Source organism: Sphingomonas sp. (assembly GCF_042091075.1).
GTDB lineage: Bacteria > Pseudomonadota > Alphaproteobacteria > Sphingomonadales > Sphingomonadaceae > Sphingomonas.
Genome location: NZ_JBELIE010000017.1, coordinates 1 through 23,069, shown reverse-complemented (window position 1 = coordinate 23,069; position 23,069 = coordinate 1). Strand labels below are relative to the sequence as shown.

At 65.6% G+C, this 23,069-nt stretch carries 30 protein-coding genes; 16 read left to right on the top strand and 14 right to left on the bottom strand.

Annotated features, from left to right (window positions below):
- The first annotated feature begins 30 nt into the window (after positions 1-30).
- Genes ACFDSW_RS03255 through ACFDSW_RS03245 form a run of 3 tightly spaced genes read left to right on the top strand, consistent with a single transcriptional unit; the run spans position 31 to position 3,540 of the window.
- Positions 31-1,326, top strand: a complete 1,296-nt coding sequence (locus ACFDSW_RS03255; RefSeq protein ID WP_375248842.1) for an MFS transporter — start codon at positions 31-33, stop codon at positions 1,324-1,326.
- The gene (cysK, locus tag ACFDSW_RS03250) at positions 1,323-2,243 is read left to right on the top strand and encodes a cysteine synthase A (protein WP_375248841.1); all 921 of its coding nucleotides are present in this window, start codon (positions 1,323-1,325) and stop codon (positions 2,241-2,243) included. The genes ACFDSW_RS03255 and cysK overlap by 4 nt, the downstream gene beginning before the upstream one ends.
- Before the next feature lie 22 nt (positions 2,244-2,265).
- Positions 2,266-3,540, top strand: a complete 1,275-nt coding sequence (locus ACFDSW_RS03245; protein ID WP_375248840.1) for a cell wall hydrolase — start codon at positions 2,266-2,268, stop codon at positions 3,538-3,540.
- Between the two features lie 76 nt (positions 3,541-3,616).
- Here ACFDSW_RS03245 and ACFDSW_RS03240 read toward each other — a convergent pair whose 3' ends face one another.
- The 5 genes from ACFDSW_RS03240 to ACFDSW_RS03220 all read right to left on the bottom strand — a co-directional run bounded on the left by ACFDSW_RS03240 (position 3,617) and on the right by ACFDSW_RS03220 (position 7,061).
- Positions 3,617-5,419, bottom strand: coding sequence for an acyl-CoA dehydrogenase C-terminal domain-containing protein (locus tag ACFDSW_RS03240; RefSeq protein WP_375248839.1), 1,803 nt, complete (start codon positions 5,417-5,419; stop codon positions 3,617-3,619).
- Positions 5,420-5,422: 3 nt separating this feature from the next.
- Positions 5,423-5,842, bottom strand: a complete 420-nt coding sequence (locus ACFDSW_RS03235) for a MerR family DNA-binding transcriptional regulator (protein ID WP_375248838.1) — start codon at positions 5,840-5,842, stop codon at positions 5,423-5,425.
- A 32-nt stretch (positions 5,843-5,874) separates the two neighbouring features.
- Entirely contained in the window at positions 5,875-6,372 is a 498-nt protein-coding gene (locus ACFDSW_RS03230; RefSeq protein ID WP_375248837.1) for a hypothetical protein, read from the bottom strand.
- Positions 6,369-6,731, bottom strand: coding sequence for a phosphoribosyl-AMP cyclohydrolase (hisI, locus tag ACFDSW_RS03225; protein ID WP_375248836.1), 363 nt, complete (start codon positions 6,729-6,731; stop codon positions 6,369-6,371). Before hisI ends, ACFDSW_RS03230 begins: the two co-directional genes overlap by 4 nt.
- 66 nt (positions 6,732-6,797) lie before the next feature.
- Entirely contained in the window at positions 6,798-7,061 is a 264-nt protein-coding gene (locus ACFDSW_RS03220; RefSeq protein ID WP_375248835.1) for a Rho termination factor N-terminal domain-containing protein, read from the bottom strand.
- A gap of 123 nt (positions 7,062-7,184) precedes the next feature.
- Between ACFDSW_RS03220 and purF the strand changes: the two genes are divergently transcribed.
- The gene (gene purF / locus ACFDSW_RS03215) at positions 7,185-8,642 is read left to right on the top strand and encodes an amidophosphoribosyltransferase (protein ID WP_375248834.1); all 1,458 of its coding nucleotides are present in this window, start codon (positions 7,185-7,187) and stop codon (positions 8,640-8,642) included.
- A 4-nt stretch (positions 8,643-8,646) separates the two neighbouring features.
- Positions 8,647-9,357 (top strand): SDR family NAD(P)-dependent oxidoreductase, encoded by a 711-nt coding sequence (locus tag ACFDSW_RS03210; RefSeq protein WP_375248833.1) that lies wholly within the window; start codon positions 8,647-8,649, stop codon positions 9,355-9,357.
- Positions 9,358-9,570: 213 nt separating this feature from the next.
- On the opposite strand, the gene ACFDSW_RS03205 is transcribed toward ACFDSW_RS03210, so the two are convergent.
- Both ACFDSW_RS03205 and ACFDSW_RS03200 read right to left on the bottom strand, forming a co-directional pair.
- Entirely contained in the window at positions 9,571-10,269 is a 699-nt protein-coding gene (locus tag ACFDSW_RS03205) for a winged helix-turn-helix domain-containing protein (protein ID WP_375248832.1), read from the bottom strand.
- A 133-nt stretch (positions 10,270-10,402) separates the two neighbouring features.
- Positions 10,403-11,914, bottom strand: a complete 1,512-nt coding sequence (locus tag ACFDSW_RS03200; RefSeq protein WP_375248831.1) for an EAL domain-containing protein — start codon at positions 11,912-11,914, stop codon at positions 10,403-10,405.
- 245 nt (positions 11,915-12,159) lie between these two features.
- On the opposite strand from ACFDSW_RS03200, the gene ACFDSW_RS03195 reads away from it, so the two are divergent.
- Entirely contained in the window at positions 12,160-12,783 is a 624-nt protein-coding gene (locus ACFDSW_RS03195; RefSeq protein WP_375248830.1) for a tyrosine-type recombinase/integrase, read from the top strand.
- Between the two features lie 276 nt (positions 12,784-13,059).
- On the opposite strand, the gene ACFDSW_RS03190 is transcribed toward ACFDSW_RS03195, so the two are convergent.
- The 3 genes from ACFDSW_RS03190 to pspF form a co-directional block, all read right to left on the bottom strand.
- Positions 13,060-13,662, bottom strand: a complete 603-nt coding sequence (locus ACFDSW_RS03190; protein ID WP_375248829.1) for a response regulator transcription factor — start codon at positions 13,660-13,662, stop codon at positions 13,060-13,062.
- Positions 13,663-13,960: 298 nt separating this feature from the next.
- Entirely contained in the window at positions 13,961-14,572 is a 612-nt protein-coding gene (locus ACFDSW_RS03185) for a superoxide dismutase (RefSeq protein WP_375248828.1), read from the bottom strand.
- 62 nt (positions 14,573-14,634) lie between these two features.
- Positions 14,635-15,687 carry a phage shock protein operon transcriptional activator gene (gene pspF / locus ACFDSW_RS03180; RefSeq protein WP_375248827.1) on the bottom strand — a complete coding sequence of 351 codons (1,053 nt, stop codon included), beginning with the start codon at positions 15,685-15,687 and terminating at the stop codon, positions 14,635-14,637.
- 10 nt (positions 15,688-15,697) lie between these two features.
- Here pspF and ACFDSW_RS03175 point away from each other — a divergent pair, with 10 nt between their 5' ends.
- The 7 genes from ACFDSW_RS03175 (at position 15,698) to ACFDSW_RS03145 (ending at position 18,493) form a co-directional block, all read left to right on the top strand.
- The gene (locus ACFDSW_RS03175) at positions 15,698-16,006 is read left to right on the top strand and encodes a hypothetical protein (RefSeq protein WP_375248826.1); all 309 of its coding nucleotides are present in this window, start codon (positions 15,698-15,700) and stop codon (positions 16,004-16,006) included.
- A gap of 85 nt (positions 16,007-16,091) precedes the next feature.
- Entirely contained in the window at positions 16,092-16,754 is a 663-nt protein-coding gene (gene pspA, locus ACFDSW_RS03170; RefSeq protein ID WP_375248825.1) for a phage shock protein PspA, read from the top strand.
- Position 16,755: 1 nt separating this feature from the next.
- Entirely contained in the window at positions 16,756-17,040 is a 285-nt protein-coding gene (gene pspB / locus ACFDSW_RS03165) for an envelope stress response membrane protein PspB (RefSeq protein ID WP_375248824.1), read from the top strand.
- On the top strand, positions 17,040-17,426 hold the full coding sequence (gene pspC, locus ACFDSW_RS03160; RefSeq protein ID WP_375248823.1) for an envelope stress response membrane protein PspC: 387 nt from the start codon (positions 17,040-17,042) through the stop codon (positions 17,424-17,426). The genes pspB and pspC overlap by 1 nt, the downstream gene beginning before the upstream one ends.
- 32 nt (positions 17,427-17,458) lie before the next feature.
- The gene (locus ACFDSW_RS03155; RefSeq protein ID WP_375248822.1) at positions 17,459-17,719 is read left to right on the top strand and encodes a hypothetical protein; all 261 of its coding nucleotides are present in this window, start codon (positions 17,459-17,461) and stop codon (positions 17,717-17,719) included.
- 49 nt (positions 17,720-17,768) lie between these two features.
- On the top strand, positions 17,769-18,008 hold the full coding sequence (locus ACFDSW_RS03150) for a hypothetical protein (protein ID WP_375248821.1): 240 nt from the start codon (positions 17,769-17,771) through the stop codon (positions 18,006-18,008).
- A 38-nt stretch (positions 18,009-18,046) separates the two neighbouring features.
- The gene (locus ACFDSW_RS03145; protein WP_375248820.1) at positions 18,047-18,493 is read left to right on the top strand and encodes a SufE family protein; all 447 of its coding nucleotides are present in this window, start codon (positions 18,047-18,049) and stop codon (positions 18,491-18,493) included.
- 26 nt (positions 18,494-18,519) lie between these two features.
- Here the strand turns inward: ACFDSW_RS03145 and ACFDSW_RS03140 are convergent, their stop codons facing one another.
- Genes ACFDSW_RS03140 through pgsA form a run of 3 tightly spaced genes read right to left on the bottom strand, consistent with a single transcriptional unit; the run spans position 18,520 to position 19,791 of the window.
- Entirely contained in the window at positions 18,520-18,969 is a 450-nt protein-coding gene (locus ACFDSW_RS03140; protein WP_375248819.1) for a molybdenum cofactor biosynthesis protein MoaE, read from the bottom strand.
- Positions 18,966-19,217, bottom strand: coding sequence for a molybdopterin converting factor subunit 1 (moaD, locus tag ACFDSW_RS03135; protein WP_375248818.1), 252 nt, complete (start codon positions 19,215-19,217; stop codon positions 18,966-18,968). The genes ACFDSW_RS03140 and moaD overlap by 4 nt, the downstream gene beginning before the upstream one ends.
- Before the next feature lie 7 nt (positions 19,218-19,224).
- Complete coding sequence (pgsA, locus tag ACFDSW_RS03130; RefSeq protein ID WP_375248817.1) at positions 19,225-19,791, bottom strand: CDP-diacylglycerol--glycerol-3-phosphate 3-phosphatidyltransferase; 567 nt, start codon at positions 19,789-19,791, stop codon at positions 19,225-19,227.
- A gap of 127 nt (positions 19,792-19,918) precedes the next feature.
- Between pgsA and ACFDSW_RS03125 the strand changes: the two genes are divergently transcribed.
- Positions 19,919-21,214, top strand: a complete 1,296-nt coding sequence (locus ACFDSW_RS03125; protein ID WP_375248816.1) for an MFS transporter — start codon at positions 19,919-19,921, stop codon at positions 21,212-21,214.
- A gap of 5 nt (positions 21,215-21,219) precedes the next feature.
- Here ACFDSW_RS03125 and ACFDSW_RS03120 read toward each other — a convergent pair whose 3' ends face one another.
- Entirely contained in the window at positions 21,220-21,411 is a 192-nt protein-coding gene (locus ACFDSW_RS03120; RefSeq protein ID WP_375248815.1) for a hypothetical protein, read from the bottom strand.
- A gap of 129 nt (positions 21,412-21,540) precedes the next feature.
- Between ACFDSW_RS03120 and ACFDSW_RS03115 the strand changes: the two genes are divergently transcribed.
- Complete coding sequence (locus ACFDSW_RS03115; RefSeq protein WP_375248814.1) at positions 21,541-22,065, top strand: gamma carbonic anhydrase family protein; 525 nt, start codon at positions 21,541-21,543, stop codon at positions 22,063-22,065.
- 89 nt (positions 22,066-22,154) lie between these two features.
- A partial coding sequence (locus tag ACFDSW_RS03110; protein ID WP_375248813.1) for an NAD(P)H-dependent flavin oxidoreductase occupies positions 22,155-23,069 on the top strand: 915 nt, incomplete at its 3' end.

Here is a 23,069-nt window from a genome sequence, read left to right as displayed (position 1 = left end):
GGCTTATTGACCGGGTTAGGCCGTCCCGCGATGGATCGACCCCAGCACTCTTCCAGCCCTCACCCGCTGCGGATCGCCAACTTCCGCGCTTATTGGTTCTCCCGGTTCGCCGGCACGATCGCGATCAGCGCGCAGGCGATCATCATCGGATGGCAGGTCTACAGCCTTGCGCGTCAGACGATGGACATTCGCCAGGCCGCCTTCCTGCTGGGGATGATCGGGCTGGTGCAGTTCGTCCCGCTGTTGCTGCTCACCCCGGTCGTCGGGCTGGTCGCGGACAGCGTCGACCGGCGCTGGATCATCCGCGGGACCACCGCGCTGCTGGTGCTCAATGCCGCGACCCTGGGGCTGTTGACCTGGGTGGGGCTGTTGTCGTTGCCATTCCTTTTCCTGGCGGCGGTATCCGTGGGCATCGCGCGCGCATTCGCCGGGCCCGCCTATTCCGCGCTGGCACCCAATCTGGTGCCCAAGGAAAGCCTGCCGACCGCGATCGCGATCTCGTCGATCGCGTGGCAGACCGGCACGATCGCCGGCCCCAGCGTCGGTGGGGTGTTGTATGCGCTGCACCCCGATATCGCCTATGCCACCATTTCGGTGCTGCTGATGCTCGCGCTGGGGCTGATCTTCCTGATCGGCCCGGTGCCGCAACCCCCGGTGCAGCGCGATCGGCGCCCGCTGCAGCGCATTCTCGACGGTTTCGCCTACGTTCGCCACAATCGACTGGTGCTGGCCGCGATCACGCTGGATCTGTTCGCGGTGCTGCTGGCCGGGGCGACCGCGCTGCTGCCCATCTATGCGCGCGACATCCTGCATGTCGGGGCCAGCGGGCTGGGCGTGCTGGCGGCGGGCATGGGGATTGGCGCGGCGGTGACCGCGATCTTCTTCTCGTTCCGCCCGATGACGCGCAACGTCGGCGTCAAGATGCTCGTCTCCGTCGTCATCTTCGGCCTCGCCATCCTGACGTTCGGCATCAGCCGCGAATTCTGGCTCAGCCTCGGCGCGCTGATCGTCGCTGGCGGCGCGGACATGGTGTCGGTCTATGTGCGCACGTCGCTGATCCAGTTGCACACCCCGGATGCGATGCGGGGTCGCGTCAGCGCGGTGAGCCAATTGACCATTTCGGCCTCGAACGAGCTTGGCGAGGCGGAAAGCGGGCTGATGGCCTCGCTGCTGGGGCCGGTCGGCGCGGTCGTGGTCGGCGGTGTCGGCGCGATCACCATCACGCTCGTCTGGGCCTATCTGTTCCCGGAACTCAAGCGCGCGCGGACCTTTGATCCGCCCGACGCGCTAGAACACGAACCACTGCACGGAGTAGCGCAGCCATGAAGGCTCAGACGATCCTGGAGACGATCGGCAACACGCCGCATATCCGCATCCAGAAGCTGTTTCCCGGTTCCGAAGTGTGGATCAAGTCGGAACGGAGCAATCCCGGCGGATCGATCAAGGATCGTATCGCGCTGGCGATGATCGAGGCCGCCGAGGCTTCGGGCGAATTGAAGCCCGGCGGGACGATCATCGAGCCGACCAGCGGCAACACCGGCATCGGCCTCGCGATGGTGGCGGCGGTGAAGGGCTACAAGCTGATCCTCGTCATGCCGGAGAGCATGAGCCTCGAACGTCGCCGGCTGATGCTCGCTTACGGCGCCGCATTCGATCTCACCCCGCGTGAGAAGGGGATGAAGGGCGCGATCGAGCGCGCACTGGAGCTGGTCGAACAGACCGACGGCGCGTGGATGCCGCAACAGTTCGAGAATCCCGCGAACGTGGACGTCCATGTCCGCACGACCTCGCAGGAGATCCTGAACGATTTCCGCGACACGCCGATCGACGTGATCATCACTGGCGTCGGCACCGGCGGGCATATCACCGGCGTTGCCGAAACGCTGAAGAAGGAATGGCCAAACCTGAAGGTGTTCGCGGTCGAGCCCCAGGCGTCACCGGTGATTGCCGGCGGCCAACCCGGCCCACACCCGATTCAGGGCATCGGCGCCGGCTTCATCCCCGCCAATCTTCATACCCAGGCACTCGATGGCGTGATCGAGGTGGACGCCGCCGTGGCGAAAGACATGGCACGCCGCGTCGCGCGCGAAGAGGGCATGCTGGTGGGCATCTCGTCGGGCGCGACGCTCGCCGCGATCCTGCAGAAGCTTCCCGACCTGCCCGACGGGGCACGGGTGCTCGGCTTCAACTACGATACCGGCGAGCGTTACCTGTCGGTGCCGGATTTCCTGCCGGAGAGCTGAGCTGACGCCCCCCGGCCGGCGCTTGCGCGCGATCCTTTGCGGGATCGCGGCGCTGGCGGTCACGCTTCCCGCGATCATCGTCCGCAACGCCCCGCCGCCGCCCGCCTCGCCTCGGGCCGCGCTGGCTGGCAAAGTGCGGCTGCCGCAGCGTATCGCCGCCCCTGATCGCATCCCCGATGTCGAGCCGGTGGCGTTCCAATCGCTCGATCCCGCAGAGGCGCGCGCCTGGAACGCTGGCGTACCGTTCGTATCGGGTGCGACGCCTGCCGCCCGCCCGTTCCGCTTCGCCGGGGATGCGGCTCAACTGGCGCGCGCGACCGACTGTCTCGGCGCCGCGCTGATCTACGAGGCGGGGGACGATCCCGTCGGGCAGCGTGCGGTGGCACAGGTGGTGCTGAACCGCGTCCGCCATCCGGCCTTCCCAAAGACCGTATGCGGCGTCGTTTTTCAGGGCGCCGAGCGCCGCACCGGCTGCCAGTTCACGTTCACCTGCGACGGTGCGATGACGCGCCCGCCCTCGCTTCCCGCGTGGGAGCGGGCGCGGCGGATCGCAGCCCAGGCGCTGAACGGTGCGGTCGCGCGCGAGGTTGGTTACGCCACCCATTATCATACCGACTGGGTGGTGCCTTACTGGAGCGCCAGCCTGGACAAGATCGCGGAGGTGCATACACATCTGTTCTTCCGCTGGACCGGCTGGTGGGGAACGCCCGGCGCGTTCCGACGCCGCGTATCGCCTGACGAGCCGGTGATCAGCGAGCTTGCGGCGCTGTCGCCCGCGCATCGCATCGGGGCCGTCGTGGCGGAAGCGGAGGCGGCCGTCGCCGAGGGCGCGGCATTGACCCCCACGGTCGATCCCGCGGTCGGCGCGATGCTTGCGGGGCTTCCGCACGCGCTGACCGACGATCGGGATACGTTCATGGTGACGATCGATCCGCTCGCGCCGAACACCTTTCCGAGACTCGCGCTAAGGGCGTGCGCGGCGCGACCGCGCTGCAAGCTGATGGGCTGGAGCGATCCGCGGCTGGTGCCGACGTCCTCCACGCTGTCGCCGCAGCAATATGCGGCCATGGGGTTCAGTTATTTGCGCGATCAGGAAAGCGGGATCGAACGGGCGTTGTGGAACTGCCATCAGTTTCCGCGCCTGCGGGCTGCCCAATGTATGCGCGGCCGAGCGACGCTGAGCGCCACACCCGCCCCCGCGCCGTCGCCGACCACGCGCGGGCCCGAAGGGTTGAGCGGGGTGCGGAAGGCGCCAGCGCCCGTCGCCACCCCGGCCGGCACGATCACGCAGCCCTGACGCCGCCCGTCATGCCCGACGTGTTCCGGGGTGGCACCTGGATGGGGCAAGCGGACGGCCCCATCCATCGGTGGCGTCAAGCCGCGACGAACATCTCCGGCGACAGCGCCATCACGGCCTCCGCCCCGCCCTCGATCTTGCGGCGGAGCGCCCCCGCCTCCGGCAGGATCCGCTCGGCGTAGAAGCGCGCGGTGATCAGCTTGGCATCGAGGAATGCCGCATCACCCTGCCCATCCGCCTTCAGCGTCGCGGCGGCGGTCGCCATGCGCAGCCACATCAGGCCGGTCGCGACCAGCCCGACCAGGTGCATATAGGGCACCGCGCCAGCCCCGATATTGTTCGGATCCTTCATGCCGTTGGCGAGGAACCACATCGTCGCGCCCTGCAACTCGCTCGCGGCCTTCTCCAGCCGGGCGGCGAAGTCGGCGGTCGCCTCGTTTTGCTTGCCCGCGGCGATCTCCTCCATCACCAGCTTGGCGAACGCCTGCACCGCGCGGCCGCCGTTCTGCGCCAGCTTGCGCCCCGCCAGATCCATCGCCTGCACGCCGTTGGTGCCTTCGTAGATCATCGCGATCCGCGCATCGCGGACATACTGCTCCATCCCCCATTCCTGGATGTAGCCGTGACCACCATAAACCTGCTGCGCGTTGGTGGCGATCTCATAGCCCTTGTCGGTGCCGACGCCCTTGATGACGGGGGTCAGCAACCCGATCAGGTCGCCGGCGAGCTGACGCTCCTCCTCCGTGGCGGCATGATGCTCCAGATCGACCTGCAAGGCGCCCCACAGACACAGCGCGCGCAGCCCCTCGGTCCAGGCCTTCGCCTCCATCAGCATGCGCCGTACATCGGCATGCACGAACAGCGTGTCGGCCTTCTCGTTCGGCTCCGCCGGGCCGGTCAACGCGCGGCCCTGACGGCGGTCCTTCGCATATTGCACCGCGTTCTGATAGGCGGTCTCCGCGATCGCCAGGCCCTGCAGCCCGACCCCCAGCCGCGCCGCATTCATCATGATGAACATTGCGGCGAGGCCCTTCATCTCCTCACCGACCAGCCAGCCGGTCGCGCCGTCATAGTTCATCACGCAGGTGGCGTTGCCGTGGATGCCCATCTTGTGCTCGATCGAGCCGCACGTCACCGCATTGCGTTCGCCCAGCGATCCATCGGCGTTGACCATCACCTTCGGCACGACGAACAGGCTGATCCCCTTCGAACTGTCAGGCGCGCCCGGCGTCTTGGCGAGGACGAGGTGGATGATATTCTCGGTCAGGTCGTGCTCGCCCGCCGAGATGAAGATCTTGGTGCCGGTGATCCGGTAGCTGCCGTCCGCCTGCGGCTCTGCCTTGGTGCGGATCAGGCCCAGATCGGTGCCGCATTGCGGCTCCGTCAGGTTCATCGTGCCGCCCCATTCGCCCGACACCATCTTGGGAAGGTAGATCGCCTGCTGCTCGGGGTTGCCCTTCACCACCAGCGCGGCGATCGCGCCATGGGCAAGGCCGGGGTACATGGCGAAAGCCATGTTGGAGGAGATCATATATTCCTGGAACGCGGTCGAGACGACATGGGGCATGCCCTGGCCTCCGAACGCCTCCGGCGCGCTGAGCGTACCCCAGCCCGATTCGACGAACCGGCGATAGGCGTCCTTGAACCCCTTTGGCGTGGTGACGCTGCCGTCGTCGTGGCGCGTGCAGCCTTCGAGATCACCCGACTGGTTGATGGGAAAGATCACCTCGGCAACGAAGCGGCCACCCTCTTCCAGCACGGCATCCACCGTATCGGGGGTAGCGGCGGCGAAGCCGGGCACGTTCGCATAACGATCAAGGCCGACGACATGCTCCAGCACGAAGCGGGTGTCGCGAACCGGCGGGGTGTATTGCGGCATCTCTCAATCTTCCTTGTTCTGGACATTCTCGATCACCTCGAGGAAGCCCGAAAGCTCCGCGATCGCGGCATCGATATCGCGTTTCTGGTTGGTCAGCGCCTCGATCCGCGCGCGACAGCGCTCGATCGTCACGGCGCGCTGCACCTGTCGGCCGTCACCAATGTCGTACAGGTCGATCATCTCGCGAATCTCGGCGAGGCTGAAACCCACGCGCTTGCCGCGCAGGATCCACGCCAGCCGCGCGCGATCGCGTTGCGAATAGATGCGGGCCAGTCCGCGCCGTTCGGGCGCGATCAACCCCTCATCCTCGTAAAAGCGCAACGCACGCGGCGTGATGCCGAACTCAGTCGACAGATCGGTAATGGAAAACGAATCACGATCCGGCCGCGGCGTGACAAAGGCATAGGCGGCGGACGTGCTCATGCCGTCCTTCATAATTTCCGTTTACGTGAACGTCAATACGCGCAGAGCAGTCGTCCGTCGGCTCCGCGCAGCCGTTCCGCCTCGGCGGGCGTGTCGCTCAGCCGCTCGACGTGCATCGCCGACAGGCTTGCCCGCCCCGCGCAATAACGCGCGCAAACCTCCGGCAGCACCGCCGGGAAGCGCAGATCGTCCCGCGTGATCCGTCCATCGAAGCGACAGCCGCCACCGAAATCGATCGTCAGCGTTTCCCCGCCGCGCGCAATCCCGCGCGCCACGCAATTCTGCCCCTCGCCGTAATCCACGCTCGCGCCGAGCCGATAACGATCGCTCCCGCCGTCGGGTAACAGACAGGCACGATCGCCCTCCGCCGCGAAGACACCGACCGACGACGCGGCCCCGCCTGACACCATGCCGAGATCGATCGCCGCACGTTCCAGCCGCTCCCCCGCCTGCGGTGATCGGTCCGGCGCCGATTCGCGCTGGCATGCCGACAGCAGCGCCAGCGCCAGAGCGCCGAGGCGGCTTCTCACACGACCGGCTCCAGGCCGTCCGCGCCGATCCGGCGGTAGAAACAGCTCGTCGCCCCGGTGTGACAGGCTGGCCCGGCGGGGTCGACGATCAGCCACAGCGCATCCTGATCGCAATCGATCCGCATCTCGGCCACCTGCATCACATGGCCCGACGTTTCCCCTTTCTTCCACAGCCGCCCACGGCTGCGCGAAAAGAACGTCGCCTCGCCGCTTTTGCGCGTGGCCTCGATCGCATCGGCATTCATATGCGCCACCATCAACAGCGCCCCGGTGGTGCGATCGGTGACCACGGCCGTGACAAGGCCGGCGGCGTCGAATTTGGGGTCGAAGGTTAGCCCCGTATCACGATGGTCGCTCATACACGGGGGCTAGCATGCGCCCGCGATACTGTCAGCGTCGGTCTCGCGTCTGGTGACGCCGCAGGCTCAGTGCTGCCTTATGGCGTGAATCAGCGCCTTCTTCGTCATCTTGGATCGCCCCTCGATCCCGATGCGGCGCGCTTCGTCATACAGCTCCTGCTTGCTGCGATCCTCCAGCCGGTCCGATTCGTGGTCCAGCGTTCCGGCCGCCTTGGCATTGGCGATCCTCGCCGCCTTTTCCTTGGAGGCACCTTGCTTCCGCATTTCCTCGTACAGCGCATCGTCCTTGATCTGCGGTCCGTGATCCTTGGCCCCTTGGCTCTTGGGCATGGCGGCGCAACTCCTTTGCGGCGGGGTCGGGTCAACGCAAAAGCGGGCGGGGAGGTCCGTGCGTTGATGACATTCTTGCGTCACCCGCTATATGCGGCGCGCACGATGCGAGCTTCCCGCGATATGCTGACCACGAACCCGTTCGACGACGACCATCTGCACGAAGAGTGCGGCATCTTCGGTGTTTCCGGCACCGAGGGCGCCGCCGCGCTCGTCGCGCTTGGGCTGCATGCGCTGCAGCATCGTGGGCAGGAAGCCGCCGGCATCACCAGCTTCGATGGCGAGATGTTCCACACCCATCGCGCGATGGGGCATGTCGCGGGCAATTTCGACCGCGACGACGTGATCCGCGCGCTGCCGGGCGAGGTGGCATGCGGCCATGTGCGCTATTCCACGAGCGGCGAAACCGCGCTGCGCAACGTGCAGCCGCTCTACGCCGAATTGCAGTCCGGCGGGTTTGCGATCGCGCATAACGGCAACATCTCGAACGCGATGCGGCTGCGGCGCGAGCTGGTGCGGCGCGGATCGATCTTCCAGTCGACCTCGGACACCGAGACGATCATCCACCTCGTCGCGACCAGCCAGTATCGCACCCTGCTGGACCGCTTCATCGACGCGCTGAAGCAGATCGAGGGCGCCTATGCGCTGATCGTGATGACCCCGGACGGCATGATCGCCTGCCGGGATCCGCTCGGCATCCGCCCGCTGGTCATCGGGAAGCTGGGTGAGACGCTGATCTTCGCGTCGGAAACCGTGGCGCTCGATGTTGTTGGCGCCGAGTTCGTCCGCTCGGTCGAGCCGGGCGAACTGGTGATCGTCCGGAACGGCGAGATCCGCTCGATCAGTCCGTTCGAAAAGGTCGCGGCACGCCCGTGCATCTTCGAATGGGTCTATTTTTCCCGCCCCGATTCGATCGTCGACGATCATTCGATCTATTCGGTGCGCAAGAATATCGGCGCGCAGCTCGCGATCGAGGCGCCCGTGGAGGCCGATCTGGTGATCCCCGTGCCCGATTCGGGGGTGCCCGCCGCGATCGGCTACGCGCAGGAAAGCGGCATTCCGTTCGAACTGGGCATCATCCGCTCGCATTACGTCGGCCGCACCTTCATCCAGCCCGGTGACAAGGTTCGCCACCTCGGCGTCAAGCTGAAGCACAACGCCAATCGCGCGTTGATCAAAGGCAAGCGGGTCGTGCTGATCGACGATTCGATTGTGCGCGGCACCACCAGCTTGAAGATCGTCCAGATGATGCGCGAGGCGGGCGCGGCGGAGGTGCATATGCGGATCGCCTCCCCGCCCACACGCCACAGCTGCTTCTACGGGGTCGACACGCCCGAGCGCGCGAAGCTGCTTGCGGCCAAGCTAGACCTGGGTGGGATGACCGATTTCATCCATGCCGACAGCCTCGCGTTCGTGTCGATCGACGGCCTGTACAAGGCTTTGGGGGAAAGCCACCGTGCCGACATCCGCCCGAAATATTGCGATGCCTGCTTCACCGGCGATTATCCGACCGCGCTGACCGATCATGACGAATCGAGCGCGGTGGACCAGTTCGCCTTGCTGGCCGAACGGGTGAACTGATCGCATGACCGGGTCATTGCAGGACAAGCTCGCGCTGGTGACCGGCGCCAGCCGCGGCATCGGCGCCGCCACGGCGATCGCGCTGGGGGCGCAGGGGGCGCACGTCATCCTGACGGCGCGCACCGCCTCCGGACTGGAAGAAGTGGAGCAAATCATTTTCGACGCGGGCGGATCGGCGACGATCGCCCCGCTAGACCTGGCGCAGAGCGACTCGATCGCCAAGCTTGCGACCGCGGTGGCGGAGCGTTGGTCCGCGCTTGACGTTCTGGTCCTGAATGCCGGGATGCTGGGCACGCTCGCGGCGGTGCCCGCGATCGATCCGAAGGAATTCGCGCAGATGCTGACGCTTAACGTGTCGGCACAGGCAGCAATGATCCAGGCATTCGATCCGATGCTCCGCCGCTCGTCGGGCGCGCGGGTGATCGGGGTAACGTCATCGGTCGGCCGTTCGCCTCGCGCTTATTGGGGGGCCTATGGCGCATCCAAGGCCGCGTTCGAGACGCTGATCGAGGCCTATGGCGACGAAATGGCCGAAGCCAGCAGGATCCGCGTCGCGGTGCTGGATCCCGGCGCGACGCGCACCAGGATGCGCGCACGCGCCTATCCCGGCGAGGACCCCGCCTCGGTCAAGCCCCCCGAAACGGTCGCGCAGCGGATCGTCGAGCTGGCGATTGCCGGCTTTGCGCCCAACCATCGCGAGCGGGTTTCCGCATAGCGCGAAGCGCTACGGCGGCAGCCATTATTAGCGCATAGCGCGGAGCGCTATAGCGGTAACCACCATCGGTGCAGGTTGGCGGCGCCACCGCACGACGTGCGCTCGCGAGGAACTGCCGATGCCCCGGCCGGTCACGCCTCGATTGCGTGTCGTGGCCGGACGTGCACCTACCGGCTGTTGATCGCCTGGATCGACCGCCCGCTCGTCTTGATCTCAGGCAAGAGCGGCCAGGATCAGTTCCGCCTTTTCATGATCGATACAATAACCATCGCCATGGACGGTATCGATCGCGTTGACGATGCCGATCCCCCGCAGCGCCGCGCGTAGCTGGCTGACATAGACCTTGACGATGTTGGTGGTGGCCGAATGCGTCTGGGCGGCATCGTAAAGCGCGGCGGTGCTCACCGATTCGCCCGGATATTCCAGCAGCCGGATCAGCAACCGTGCCGCTGCCGGACGTACCCCGTCCAGCCGCGACGCCGCCTGATGCGTAAGCAGGTCGCGCCATAGATTGTCGCTCCCGCCGCCGTACCGATCGGCGAGCGACAGGAAGCGCCGCGCGACATATTGGATCGGGCCCGCTGGATCGTCGTCCTTGCGAGCTTCCGTGGCGGGTCCGACACCACGACTTCCCATCGGCAGCGGAGGCAGGATCCGCGGCCATCCGTGGCCCTCGATCTGTTCCAGCAGGTCCGCCAGACCACGACGCAGCGACGCGACGTCCCGTCCGTTGCCGGCCGCCTTGAAGGTGCGCATGGCGGCATGAAGCAGAACGACGCCCTGCGACACCATTTCGTCGGCGACGGTATCGATGTCGCCTTCGTCAACCGGCATCCGTCCGGGATTCGGCCCGAACGCCTCGACGGCATGATGATGTAGCCCATTGTGCGCGGCCATGTGCATCGTGGTCATCGCCACCCCTTTCGATCGATGTGCAGAATCAGCGCTGGCGCAGCGAAGTGCCCCGTCCTGCGCCGTCGTTGCCGAAGGCCGGGCGCGGCGCGACGCGGCGGAACAGCGCGGTGACGAGTGACATGAGCGGCCATCACGTCAGCCACGACCATAAAGCGAGGCCAAGGCCGCTGATCGCCACCATCGCCAATGGCGCCGCTGATGCCGACCAGGTCGCAAGGCGTGCGCTCGCCGATCCGGGCGGCACGGGACTCGACACCGCCCCGATGCCGGGGATCGTCATCTGGCCCGGTATCGGCTCCCGATCGCCCCCTACGGATCGCGATACGCCTGTATCGCGCCCGATCGGCACGCGCTGCATCGGCGCGGAAAGCCGGGCGCGCCCGATCTCCTCCCCCTGCAGGAACGGCGCGCCGGCCGCCAGCGCGGCGCGTTCGAGCAACGGCGTGTCCACCCCATCGATCACCACATCGCGGCCCCGCGCGCCGCAAAGCGCGATCAGGTGACGCAACTCGTCCGCCGCGCCAGGCCGCACGTCATCGAGCGCGGCCCAGCGCAGACACGCCGCGTCGATTTTCACGATCCGCGGATCGAGCGCCACCATATCGCCTATCGCTGACCGACCGGCGCCGAATCCATCCAGAGCGATCGTGCAGCCGAGCGATCGCACCCGCCCCGCGAACGCCACCGCACGACCGATACGGGGGGCCCCGTGTGCCTCGTTCACCTCGATCACGAGCCGCGCCGCGACATCGGGGGCGGCCGCAAGCTGCGCGATGACGTCATGCCACCAGCCATCCAGGACCGCACTATCGACGGAGATGTTGCACCCCAGCCGCATGAACGGCTCGACGCGCAGGCGCGCGATCGTCTCGACGACGACCCAGCGGTCGATGAGGCGGGTGAGCCCGATCCGCTCCGCCGCCGCGCCCAGGGGGATGCCATCCTCAAAACGGGAATGACACGTGGGCGCCTCCCGGCGCCCCCCCGCGCCAGCGCCGCGTTCCTCATCGGTACGTAAGATCCGCAGCAACGCCTCGTGATAGAATAAGGCGCGATCCTCATCCGCGCCGGCGATCGGCTGCCATGCGAGACAGAGGCGTTCGTCCGCCATCGCCGCCAATAACCGCGTCACCGCCGCCATATCGTCGCGATACCGCGCCTCCCATGCCGTCGCGCTCGCCGACGCCTCGCCATGCGAGGGCGGCGACTGGATGAGGCGCGCACCATCGAGCCGGGCGGACAAATCCTCATAGACGCGGTCAAAGACCTCGCGGTCCTTGTCGGAGCGCGACACGACGTGATCGACGACCCCGGTGAGCGACGGTGCAACCATCACGGCACCGCCTGCGGCCCGGCCGTCCTGGGCCACATCAAGTGCGCCGGCCACATCGGGCTCGGGGGAGGCGCACGCCACCGGCATCCCCGCGATATGCAGCAATCGCGCCAGCCACACCGCATCGCGCCCGGCCGTGGCATGATCCCCGAACAGCACGATATCGCATCGCGACTCGCCACTGCACGTCACGATCCCCTCGCCGCCGACCTCGTCCTCCAGCCGCTGCCAGACGATATCGGCAAGGTTACGCGCGGCCGCGGTTCCAAAGGCAGCGTCGACCATCGCGAGATTGTCGATCGCGATCATCGCCACGAAGATCGATCGCAGGGGTGCGTCCGGAACGGGCGACAAGCCTGCCGACGACGGTTCGCCAGCAATCGCCGCGCCCCTCTCCGCCCTCGCCCCTGCCACCGCCATCGCGTCCTCCCGACCCGCGATCCGACGGCGAGTCGGTTTACGAAATAACTACTATCGTAACGCCCCAGGAGAATTGCGGTTTACGAACGCGATTTTGCATAAGCTCATTCGTTCTGAATGGGAGCAAATACATCATGAGTTATATGCTCATATCAAATAACGGTCAGCGCAAATACCTCAATCGGCAGGAGTGCCGAAGGTTTCTTGCAACCTCCGCGACGTTTGACGCTGACACCCATACTTTGTGCTCTCTCATTTTAGCTACCGGATGCCGCATTTCTGAAGCCCTTTCCCTTCGCCACGATAACATCGATCTGAGATCGAAAAGTTTGGTGATCGAGTGTCTGAAAAAGCGCAATCGCGGTGTCTTCCGCACAGTACCCCTTCCAAATGATTTGCTGCGTTTGCTGCGGCAGGTCCATGGTGTCGGGAACTACGAATATGCGAGCGGAGAAGCTCCTTTGCTATGGCCCTTCTGTCGCATGACCGCGTATCGACGGATCAGGAAGGTAATGATCGCTGCCGGTCTGGAAGGAGAATTTGCGATGCCAAAGGGACTGCGGCACAGCTTTGCTGTCAGCGCTATCCATTGCCAGGTTCCCCTGAACATGGTGCAGCGCTGGCTAGGGCATGCTGATATGCGGACCACCGCGATATACACGGCCGCCATCGGACCGGAAGAGCGTCATATTGCGCACCGCATGTGGCGACGCTCGGCTAAACTTGATGCGGAAGCCGCTTTATCCGCCCAAGCCTGACGATGATCTTCGCTATCAGGGATTTTATTCTCCGATCGACCGCGCGGCTGTTACGGGTTAATCGAAACGTAACTCGATCGGCCTGCAACGGCTTGCGCGGTGCAACAATAGTAGTTATTCCGTAACGACAAAATCCCGCATAAGCCTATGCAATTACTCGATGAATCTCGAAATTGCCGGTTCGCCGTTTTTGATCGGCGATAACCGGATTAAGCGCCCCGGCGTCGTTGCGACAATCGCGAACCCATCCGTTCCCGAGCAATCTGCGAGGAACTTTTAGCGGGTGGCGTGCGAGCCTCTGACGGCGTCGACCGCGCTCAGGCGGGCGATCAGATCGACGACCGACGTGGCGCCCATCTTCTGCATGATCCGGGCGCGGTGCACCTTGACCGTATTTTCCGTGCGATTGGTGGCGAACGCGATCTGCTTGTTACGGAGGCCGTCCACCACCAGCGCGGCGATCTCGCGCTCGGCTTCGGTCAGCTGGTCGTAACTCGCGCGATGAATATCGCCGCGCCGCGCCTGCGACTGGCGCGAGGCGATCCGCTCCATTGCGGACGCAACCACGTCAAGCAGGACCTGCGGGCGTACCGGCTTCACCAGAAAATCCGCCGCGCCGGCCTTCATCGCCGCTACCGAATCCGGCACTTCGGCAACACCGCTGAGAAAGATGATCTCAATCAGCGGCGACCATGCCAGCCGCTGCTGCAATCCCAGCCCGCTCAGGCCGGGCATGCGCATGTCCAGGATCATCACGCCGGCCGGCTCGATCCCGGCATCGAGAAAAGCCGAGGCGCTGTCGAACGCCTGCACGCTGCACTTTACCGAGGCGAGCAGAAACTCGATCGCCGCCCGCTGTTCGGCATCGTCGTCGACCACATAGACGGTCGAGGCGCCAACGCCGTCCGCGCGCGCCGTCGCCGGAGGGACACGCGCCGGCGCGGAGCGGGCCAGGGTGTGATAGTGGGACGCCGGGCGTCCGGCGGAGAGGTGGCGCATCGTCTATTGTCCAGAAACAATTCCAGCAGGAATGTAGTCCCAGGAACGTCGGCGCGCCGACCGGACGCTTTTTGCAATTTACTCAATCTGGCGAAATTCTATCCACGCGATTGAGTCACAAGCACAAAGGGAGGGAGCCGACGGCCCCCTCCCCATCGATGAGCGGATGACGCCCGGTTCAGGCCGTCGCGGCGTCGAAACGGCGCCCGGCCTCATCCCAGTTCACCACGTCCCACCACGCCTTCAGATAGCCGGGACGGTCGTTCTTGTAGGTGAGGTAGTAAGCGTGCTCCCACACGTCGTTGCCCAGGATCGGCGTTCCCTTTTCCTTGGCATCGTCCATCAGCGGATTGTCCTGGTTCGGGGTCGACGTCACCTTCAGCGCACCGCTGTCGTCGACGATCACCCAGGCCCAGCCGGAACCGAACTGTCCCGCGCCCTTGGTGTTGAAATCCTCTTTCAGCTTTTCCAGCCCGCCATAGGCGTCGATCGCCTCCTTCAGCTTGCCGGACGGCTGGGTCGATCCCTTCGGGCCCATGATCTTCCAGAAGAAGTCGTGGTTCCAGAAGCCACCGCCATTGTTGCGCACCAGCGGCGGCAACGACGAGATCATGCCGAGGATCTCCTCGATCGACTTGCCTTCCAGCTTGGGGTCGGCGGCGACACCCTCGTTCAGCTTGGCGGTATAAGCGGCGTGATGCTTGTCGTGATGGAAGGTCATCGTCTCTTTCGAGATGACCGGCTCCAGCGCGTCGTAATCATATGGCAGCGGCGGAAGTTCGAAAGCCATGGAATCCTCCTGTGATCCGCGTTGGGCAACGCGACGCGCCCCAAATGGCTCCAGCCGACTTGTTACGCAACCGCTCCGATCAGATCGTGCCGCCGCAGGGCATGACGCAGCTGATCGTAGCTCAGGCCCAGCGCTTCGGCGGTGGCCCTCTGATTGTAGCGATGCTCGGCCAGCGCGCGAGTCAGCAACTCGCGTTCGAATGCGGCGACACGGCTCTTGAAATCCGATGGGCCGACATCGCAGGCGGCGACGTCGTCGCGGTCCCCGGCCGTGACCGGGGAGGCATTGCCGTCAAGCCGCTCAGGCGCGGACGACACCGATGTTCGATTCGGCGTGACGGGGCGATAGGGCGATGCGAAGGGGTCGAACTCGACCTCCCCCACCGCGCCGCCGCGTTCCCAGCGATAGACCGAGCGCTCGACCACGTTGCGCAATTCGCGCACGTTGCCGGGCCAGCGATAGGCGAGCATCGCCTCCATCGCCTCCGCCGTGAAGCCATCCCACTCGTCGCGCTCCAGTTCGGCCGCCATGCGCCGTCCGAAGAAGTCGGCGAGCACCGGTATGTCGCTGCGCCGTGCGCGCAAGGGCGGCAGCGTGACGACCTCGAACGACAGCCGGTCGAGCAGGTCCGCGCGAAAGCTATGGTCATCGACGCGATCGGGCAGATGCTCGTTGGTGGCAGCCACAATGCGCACGTCGACGCGGATCGGACGCGAAGCGCCAATGCGGGTGATCTCGCCATATTCCACCGCGCGCAACAATCGCTCCTGCGCGGCCATCGACAGCGTTCCAAGTTCGTCAAGGAACAGCGTGCCGCCGTGCGCCTCCTCGAACCGCCCGGCGCGCGCCTTGCTCGCGCCGGTGAACGCGCCCGCCTCATGCCCGAACAATTCCGCCTCGATCAGCGTTTCGGGGAGCGCGGCGCAGTTCATCGTCACCATCGGCTGATCCCAGCGACCCGACAGATGGTGCAAGCGCGCGGCGACCAGTTCCTTGCCGGTGCCGCGCTCACCGATCACCAGCACGGGGCGGTCGAGCATCGCCGCGCGACTGGCGCGCTCCAAAGCGTCCAGAAAAGCGCCCGACTGGCCGATCACCTGCTGCGTTCGCTTCATACGCCAACATGTGGCGCATTTTGCCAGACGCTGGCAATGGAAAATCGCCACGCGGCGTCGCCACGAGGCGAAAAGCCGCGCAAAACCGCCATTTTCCGAATTGGCACGGCCCCTGCAAAGCAAGGGGCATCGCCGCCATCGAGACGGTGAACGTCATCAGATCAGGAGACACGACATGGCCAGCAATAACACCGTCGGCAGCAAACTCGCCGCTTTCGCCCTCACCGTCCTCGTCAGCGCGACGATGGTGCTCGGCGCCGTTGGCCCGGCCACCGCGCTGGGCAATGCACCTATCGCTTCCGCTCGCACCGTGGCGTGAGCGGGGGCGGGGCGCGGGACAGACCCTCCCCGTACCCCGCCCAATCCGCTAATGTGGCGAGCGTCACTCCAGGAGTCCCTTTCGAATGGGCATTTTTTCCCGCACCCGCGACATTGTCGCAGCGAATATGGCGGAGTTGCTCGACCGCGCGGACGATCCGGCCAAGATGGTTCGCATGATCATCCTCGAGATGGAGGAAACGCTGGTCGAGGTACGCGCCTCCGCTGCCCGCACGATCGCCGACCAGAAGGAGATGCGCCGGCATATCCAGAAACTGGCGGAGATCGAAGCGAGCTGGACCGAGAAGGCCGAGCTGGCGCTATCGAAGGACCGCGAGGATCTCGCCAAGGCAGCGCTGGTCGAACGCCGCAAGGCCGCCGAGATGGGCGCACAGCTTCGGTCGGAAATCACCGCACTGGAAGAGGCGCTGCGCGGCTCCGAAGAGGATATCGCCAAGCTGCAGAGCAAGCTGCGCGAAGCCCGTGCCAAACAGAATGCGATCGCCACCCGGCTGGAAAGCGCCAACACCAAGGCACGGCTGCGGGAGATGTGGAACGGGCCGAAAACGCATGAAGCGTTCAGCCGGTTCGACGTGCTGGAGCGTCGCGCCGACGAGGCGGAAGGACGCGCGGAAGCGATGGGCATCGCGCCCCGGACGCTGGAGGACGAATTCGACGAGTTGCGCTCCAGCGACAAGATCGACGCCGAACTGGCCGCGCTTAAGGCGCGCATGAACAAGGAGGGTTGAGGTGGAGGATGTATTCGTCCCACTGATTGCGATTCTATCGGTCTTCATTGGGCTGCCGTGGCTGATCTTCCATTATGTCACCAAGTGGAAGACCGCCCCGCGCATCACCGACGAGGATGAGAGGCTGCTCGACGAAATGTACAATCTCGCGCGCCGGCTGGAAGATCGCGTCACCACCGTCGAACGCATCGTCGCCGCCGACAATCCCGATTTCCGCCAGGGTCTGGGCGATTACCGCTCGCAACCCGATTTTCGTCTCGACCCCCCGTCACAACGGAGGAACTGATGTCCGACAGCCGCACCCGATTCTATCTCGATAAGCAGAATGCGAAGTGGAAGGGCGTCTGTGCCGGGATCGCGGACTATACCGGGATCGAGGTGATCTGGATCCGTATCGCGATGATCCTGCTGACGCTGGCGGGGGGCTTTCCGTGGACGCTCATCGCCTATGGGCTGATCGTCTGGATGGCGGAGCCCAAGCCGGTCAATCTGTATCAGGACCGCGAGGACGAGAAATTCTGGCAGGGTGTCCGCTCGAATCCGACCCGCTCCACAGCGGAAGTTCGTTCGAAATTTCGTGAGCTGGATCGCCGCCTCGCCGATATCGAGCTGCACTATACCAGCCGCAACAGCGCACTGGCGCAGGAAATCGAGGCGCTACGCAGCCGCTGATCGGCTGGCGCCAGACGTAAGGGAGAGTGATCATGGGTCAGTTTTCGATGGTCGTCGCGATCGTGTTCATCGTGATGGTCGCGACCGTGATGAAGGCACGTTACCGCGCGATGGCGCGTCTCGGCGGCGACCATAACGGTGGTGCACCGCATCTTCAGTCCGCCGATGCGATGCGGGCGCAGGAAGAAATTCGCGCGCTCAAGGATCGCGTCGCGGTGCTGGAACGGCTGGTGACCGATCATCACGGTACCGCCGACCTCGAGCGACAGATCGAGCAGTTGCGGAATCATTGAAGCGTCGGCCCCAGGGCGACGCCCCCATTCGAACCAGGAGACGACCGTCATGTCCGATCCCCAATTCTACGTCACCATGGCCGCCGCCGGTCTCGCCGGGCTGGGCATGCTGATCGTCGCCATGCTGAATGGCTGGCGCGGCTGGCTGGACTTGAAGCGGCAGGAACTGCGCCGTGGCGATGGCACCCCCGCCGCGATCATGCCCGGCGCCAGCGCGCGTATCGAGATCGCCGACCTGAAGGAGCGCATCCGCAAGCTGGAGGCCATCGCCGCCGGCGTCGATCTCTGACGGTTGCGGCGCGACGGCGCGAGGGGTAGCGCGACGGGATGACCGACCGACCTGCCCGCCCCCCGCTCGAAAGCGCGCTTGATACGGTGCGAGAGGAATATGATTTCCTCGACGGCGACGATCGCTACCGCCTGCTGGTCGAACTGGGCCGCTCGCTTGAACCCATGCCGGACGCGCTGAAGACCGATGCGACCCTGGTACGCGGCTGCTCCGCGTCGGTCTGGGTCTATCCGACGGTGGCGGAGGGCGGCCGATTACATTTCCTGGCGGACAGCAACGCCGCGATCACCAAGGGGATCATCGCGCTGGTGCTGCTGACGGTGCAGGATCGCGCGCCGGCACAGATCGTCGCCACTGATATCGACGCCGAATTGGCGCCGTTCGAGCTGAAGGCGCAACTCAGTTCGAATCGGACGCAAGGAATACCGAACATGATCGCGCTGATCCGCGAGACCGCGCAACGATACGCGCACGGCGGCACCTAGAACGAAGCCCGGATAGCCTCGGCGCCTTAGGCCCCCCAGCGTGCCGCCGCGGCATCGTCGCTGTCGCGTGCCTCGACCCACCGCGCCTCACCCGCGACGGTCTCACGTTTCCAGAACGGCGCATCAGTCTTCAGCCGGTCGATCAGATAGGCACATGCCTCCAGCGCCGCGGCGCGATGGGCGCTGGCGGTGCCGACGAACACGATCCGCTCCCCCGGTCGCATCGCGCCGACCCGATGCACCACCGATGCGGCCGTGAGTGCCCAGCGCGTGACCGCCTGGTCCAACAGCCGGGTCAACGCCGCCTCGGTCGCGCCCGGATAATGTTCCAGTTCGAGCACAGCGACATCGCCCCGCCCCGCCACCTTGTCGGCACGCACGAGCCCGGTGAACGTCGCCACCGCGCCGCCGACTTCCAGCCGCTCCAGCTCCGCCGCAAGATCGATCGGCGCGGAAGAGACGAGGACGCGGATCATCCGCCCGTCACCGGCGGGAAGATCGCCACCTCGCGCGCCGCACCGATCGGCGCGTCGAGCGACACGAACGCCTGATCCACCGCCGCGCGTAGTCGATCGCGGTCGGCGAAGGCGGCGGCATGAGCATCGCTTCGCATCGCCAGCCAGTCGATCAGTTGCGCCACCGTCGTCACCGTCGCCGGCACCTCGACATCCTCCTCGCCGGTACCGATCCGCTCGCGGACCCAGGCGAAATACAGGATCTTCATCAGCCGCTTAGTCCATATGCTTCAGGCCGACCCGCAGGTAATCCCAGCCAGTGACGACCGTCAGCGCCGCCGCGCCCCACAGGCTCGCGAGCCCGACCAGCTTGATCCACGCCGCATCGGGCACCGCCCCCGACAGGATCAGCGCGCCCAGCGAGGCGAGCTGCAGGGTCGTCTTCCACTTGGCCAGCTTGGAAACCGGCAACGATACCTGCAACCCCGCGAGAAACTCGCGCAGACCGCTGACCGCGATCTCCCGCAGCAGGATCACCAGGGCGGCGATGATGTGAATGCCGGTAATCGCCGCCACGTCGTTGTGGCGCGTACCGACCAGCATCAGGATCACCGCCGCGACCATGATCTTGTCCGCGATTGGATCGAGGAAGATACCGAGTTTCGAAACCGTCCCCTGCGCGCGCGCAAGATAACCGTCGAAATAATCGGTGATTCCCATCAGGCAATAGATCGCGAAGGCGATCGCGAATCCGAGCTGCCAACTGGGCCACCACAGAAAGCCGACCAGCAACGGGACCGCGACGATCCGCGACAGCGTCAGGAGATTGGGCAACGACAGCATCACAGCGACGTGGACTGCCCACGCGGCGCGTGCAAGCGCGAAGCGGCGAAAATCAGCGTTTGGATCGAGCGGGCCACCGGGCTATGCCCGCGATCAGCCTAAACAATCGGGGGCCCTGTCCCGCGTTATGATCAATGCCCTCGGGCTGTTGAAGCGTCGGCATTTCCTGCCGCTCTTCACCACCCAATTCCTCGGTGCCTTCAACGACAATCTGTTCAAGACCTCGATGGTGCTCTTCGCCACCTACGAGATTTTCGCGGATGCCACGCAGGAAAGCTTCTTCAATGCGCTGGCGGCGGCGCTGTTCATCCTGCCCTTCTTCCTGCTGTCGGCAGTGTCCGGGCAGCTGGCCGACAGCATGGACAAGGCGCGCATCATCCGCATCGTCAAACTGGCGGAGATCGCGATCATGTCGCTCGGCGTGGGCGGGCTGATGCTGGCGCGCGCGGGGGCGGTAACGGTGCCGATCGTGATGATGCTCGGCGCGGTGGTCGGGCTCGGCATCCACTCCACCTTCTTCGGTCCGATCAAATACGCCATCCTGCCCCAGCATCTGGCCGAGGACGACGTACTGGGCGGAACCGGCCTCGTGGAAGCGGGCACCTATCTGTCGATCCTGCTCGGCACGATCGTCGCCGGCTTCATCTATCATTCCACCAGCTGGGTCGCGGCACTGGCCCTGACGGTGGCGGTGGCGGGGTGGCTGGTCGCGCGCGCGGTGCCCCCCGCGCCCAGGCTGGGTCCAAAGCTGGAACTCGACTGGAACCCGGCGCGCGCCTCGTGGCGGCTGGTGTCGGGCACGATGCATATCCCGCGGCTGTTCCTCGCGATCTGCGCGATCTCCTTTTTCTGGACGATCGGTTCGGTGCTGATCATCATCTTTCCCCCGCTGGTGAAGAACGTGCTGACCGCGGATGCCAGCGTTGCCAGTCTGGTGCTGGCGGTCTTCTCGATCGGGGTGGCGATTGGCTCGGTCGTCATCAACCTCCTGCTCCGGGGCGAGATTTCCGCGCGCTTCGCGCCCGGCTCGGTGATCGCGATGGGGCTGGCGGTGCTTGGCTTCTGGTTCGTCGTGGGGCTGTGGACGCCCGCGCCGAGTGGCCACTTGTACAATATGATGGCCTTCATCACGCAGCCGCACGCCGCGCTGGTGCTGCTCGCGCTACTGGCGGTGGCGATCTTCGGCGGGATGTTCGTCGTTCCGCTCTACGCCTTTCTGACGACCACCGTGACCAAGGATCAGACCGCGCGCACCGTTGCCGCGAACAATGTCGTCAACGCCGGCGCGATGACCTTCGGCTCGCTTGCGGTCGCCGGCATCACCGCGCTGGGGGTGACCCCCGCGCAATTGCTGCTGCTGGTGGTGGCGATGTGCGTCGTGTCGGCATGGATCGCGCAGCGACTGCACCGCGCCTGCGACTGAGCCGATCAGGCGATGAACGTCGTCAGCGAGATGAAGAAGGCGGTGAAGCTGAGCACGAACAGCTTCCAGTCGGCATCGCCCGACCGTCGCGCCGCGGCGCTGGCGATCTCCGCCAGCAATGCTTGCGAGACCGGCGGCAGGCCGCGGCGAAAGGGATGCCGGGCGGCTTCATTGGTGAGGACGAGTCTGCGATCCATAGCGCGGGTGTTAACGAATTCTTCACCATTTCGGCTACTGCCCGCAGGGTCTAAATCACGATCCCATCGCGGGACAGGCTCATCGCGGGACAGCAACTCCCCGACAGAACGCCCCAAAGGAGAGAATCCATGCCGCTCTACGCCTTTCGTGGCCATCGCCCGACATGCCATGCCGACGCCTGGGTAGCGCCGAGCGCGGACGTGATCGGCAACGTCACGCTGGCCGGAGGGGTCAGCGTCTGGTTCGGCGCGGTGATCCGCGCCGACAATACCCCGATCCCGATCGGCGCTCGCAGCAATGTGCAGGAAGGTGCGATGCTGCATTCGGATCCCGGCGCGCCGCTGACCGTGGGGGAAGATTGCACGATCGGTCATCACGCGATCCTGCACGGATGCACGATCGGTGATCGCGTGCTGATCGGCATGGGGGCGACCGTGCTCAACCGCGCGGTGATCGCACCGGATTGCATTGTCGGCGCCGGCGCGCTGGTGACCGAGGGCAAGACGTTCCCGCCGCGCAGCCTGATCGTTGGTGCCCCAGCGCGCGCGGTGCGCGCGTTGAACGACGCCGAAGTCGCCGCGCTGACGGTATCGGCCGCGCATTACGTGCAGAACGGCCGCGATGCCGCCGTCGGGCTGGAACGGGTGGAGTGACGACTGGACGTAGCGCAGCGGGCGTATCGGCACGCACCTGACGTTGCGTCAACTTGCCAGCCCCGGAACGAGCCGACATAACTTGCGTCATGTCGATTCCCCCCGCGCTATCCCGCCTGCGTCTGCCCGTGATCGGGTCGCCGCTGTTCATCATCTCCGGGCCGGACATGGTGATCGCGCAATGCAAGGCGGGGATCGTCGGGTCCTTCCCCGCGCTCAACGCCCGGCCGCAGACGCTGCTCGACGAATGGTTGCATCGCATCACCGAGGAACTGGCGGCGCATAACCGGGCGCACCCCGATCGCCCGGCCGCGCCCTTCGCGGTCAATCAGATCGTCCACAAATCGAACGACCGGCTCGAACAGGATCTGGCCACCTGCGAAAAGTGGCAGGTGCCGATTACGATCACCTCGCTGGGCGCGCGCGAGGAACTCAACCAGGCGGTACACGGCTGGGGCGGGATCACCCTGCACGACATCATCGACGATCGCTTCGCGCGCAAGGCGGTGGAAAAAGGCGCCGACGGGCTGATCGCGGTCGCGGCGGGCGCGGGTGGACACGCCGGGCGGCAATCGCCCTTCGCGCTGATCCAGGAAATTCGCCAATGGTTCGACGGTCCGCTGGCGCTCTCGGGGTCGATCGCGAGCGGCGCGGCGGTGCTGGCGGCGCAGGCGATGGGGGCGGACTTCGCCTATATCGGTTCCGCGTTCATCGCCACCGAGGAGGCGAACGCCGATCCCCGCTACAAACAGGGCATCGTCGAGGGACGCGCCGCCGACATCGTCTATTCCAATCTGTTTACCGGCGTTCACGGCAACTATCTGCGCGGCTCGATCGTCGCCGCCGGGCTCGACCCGGACAATCTGCCGCAGGGCGATTACAAGACGATGGACTTCGGCACCGGCGGCAACGACGGGTCCGGCGTCAAGGCCAAGGCATGGCGGGATATCTGGGGATCGGGCCAGGGCATCGGCGAGGTCGACGCGGTCGAGCCGGAGGCGCAG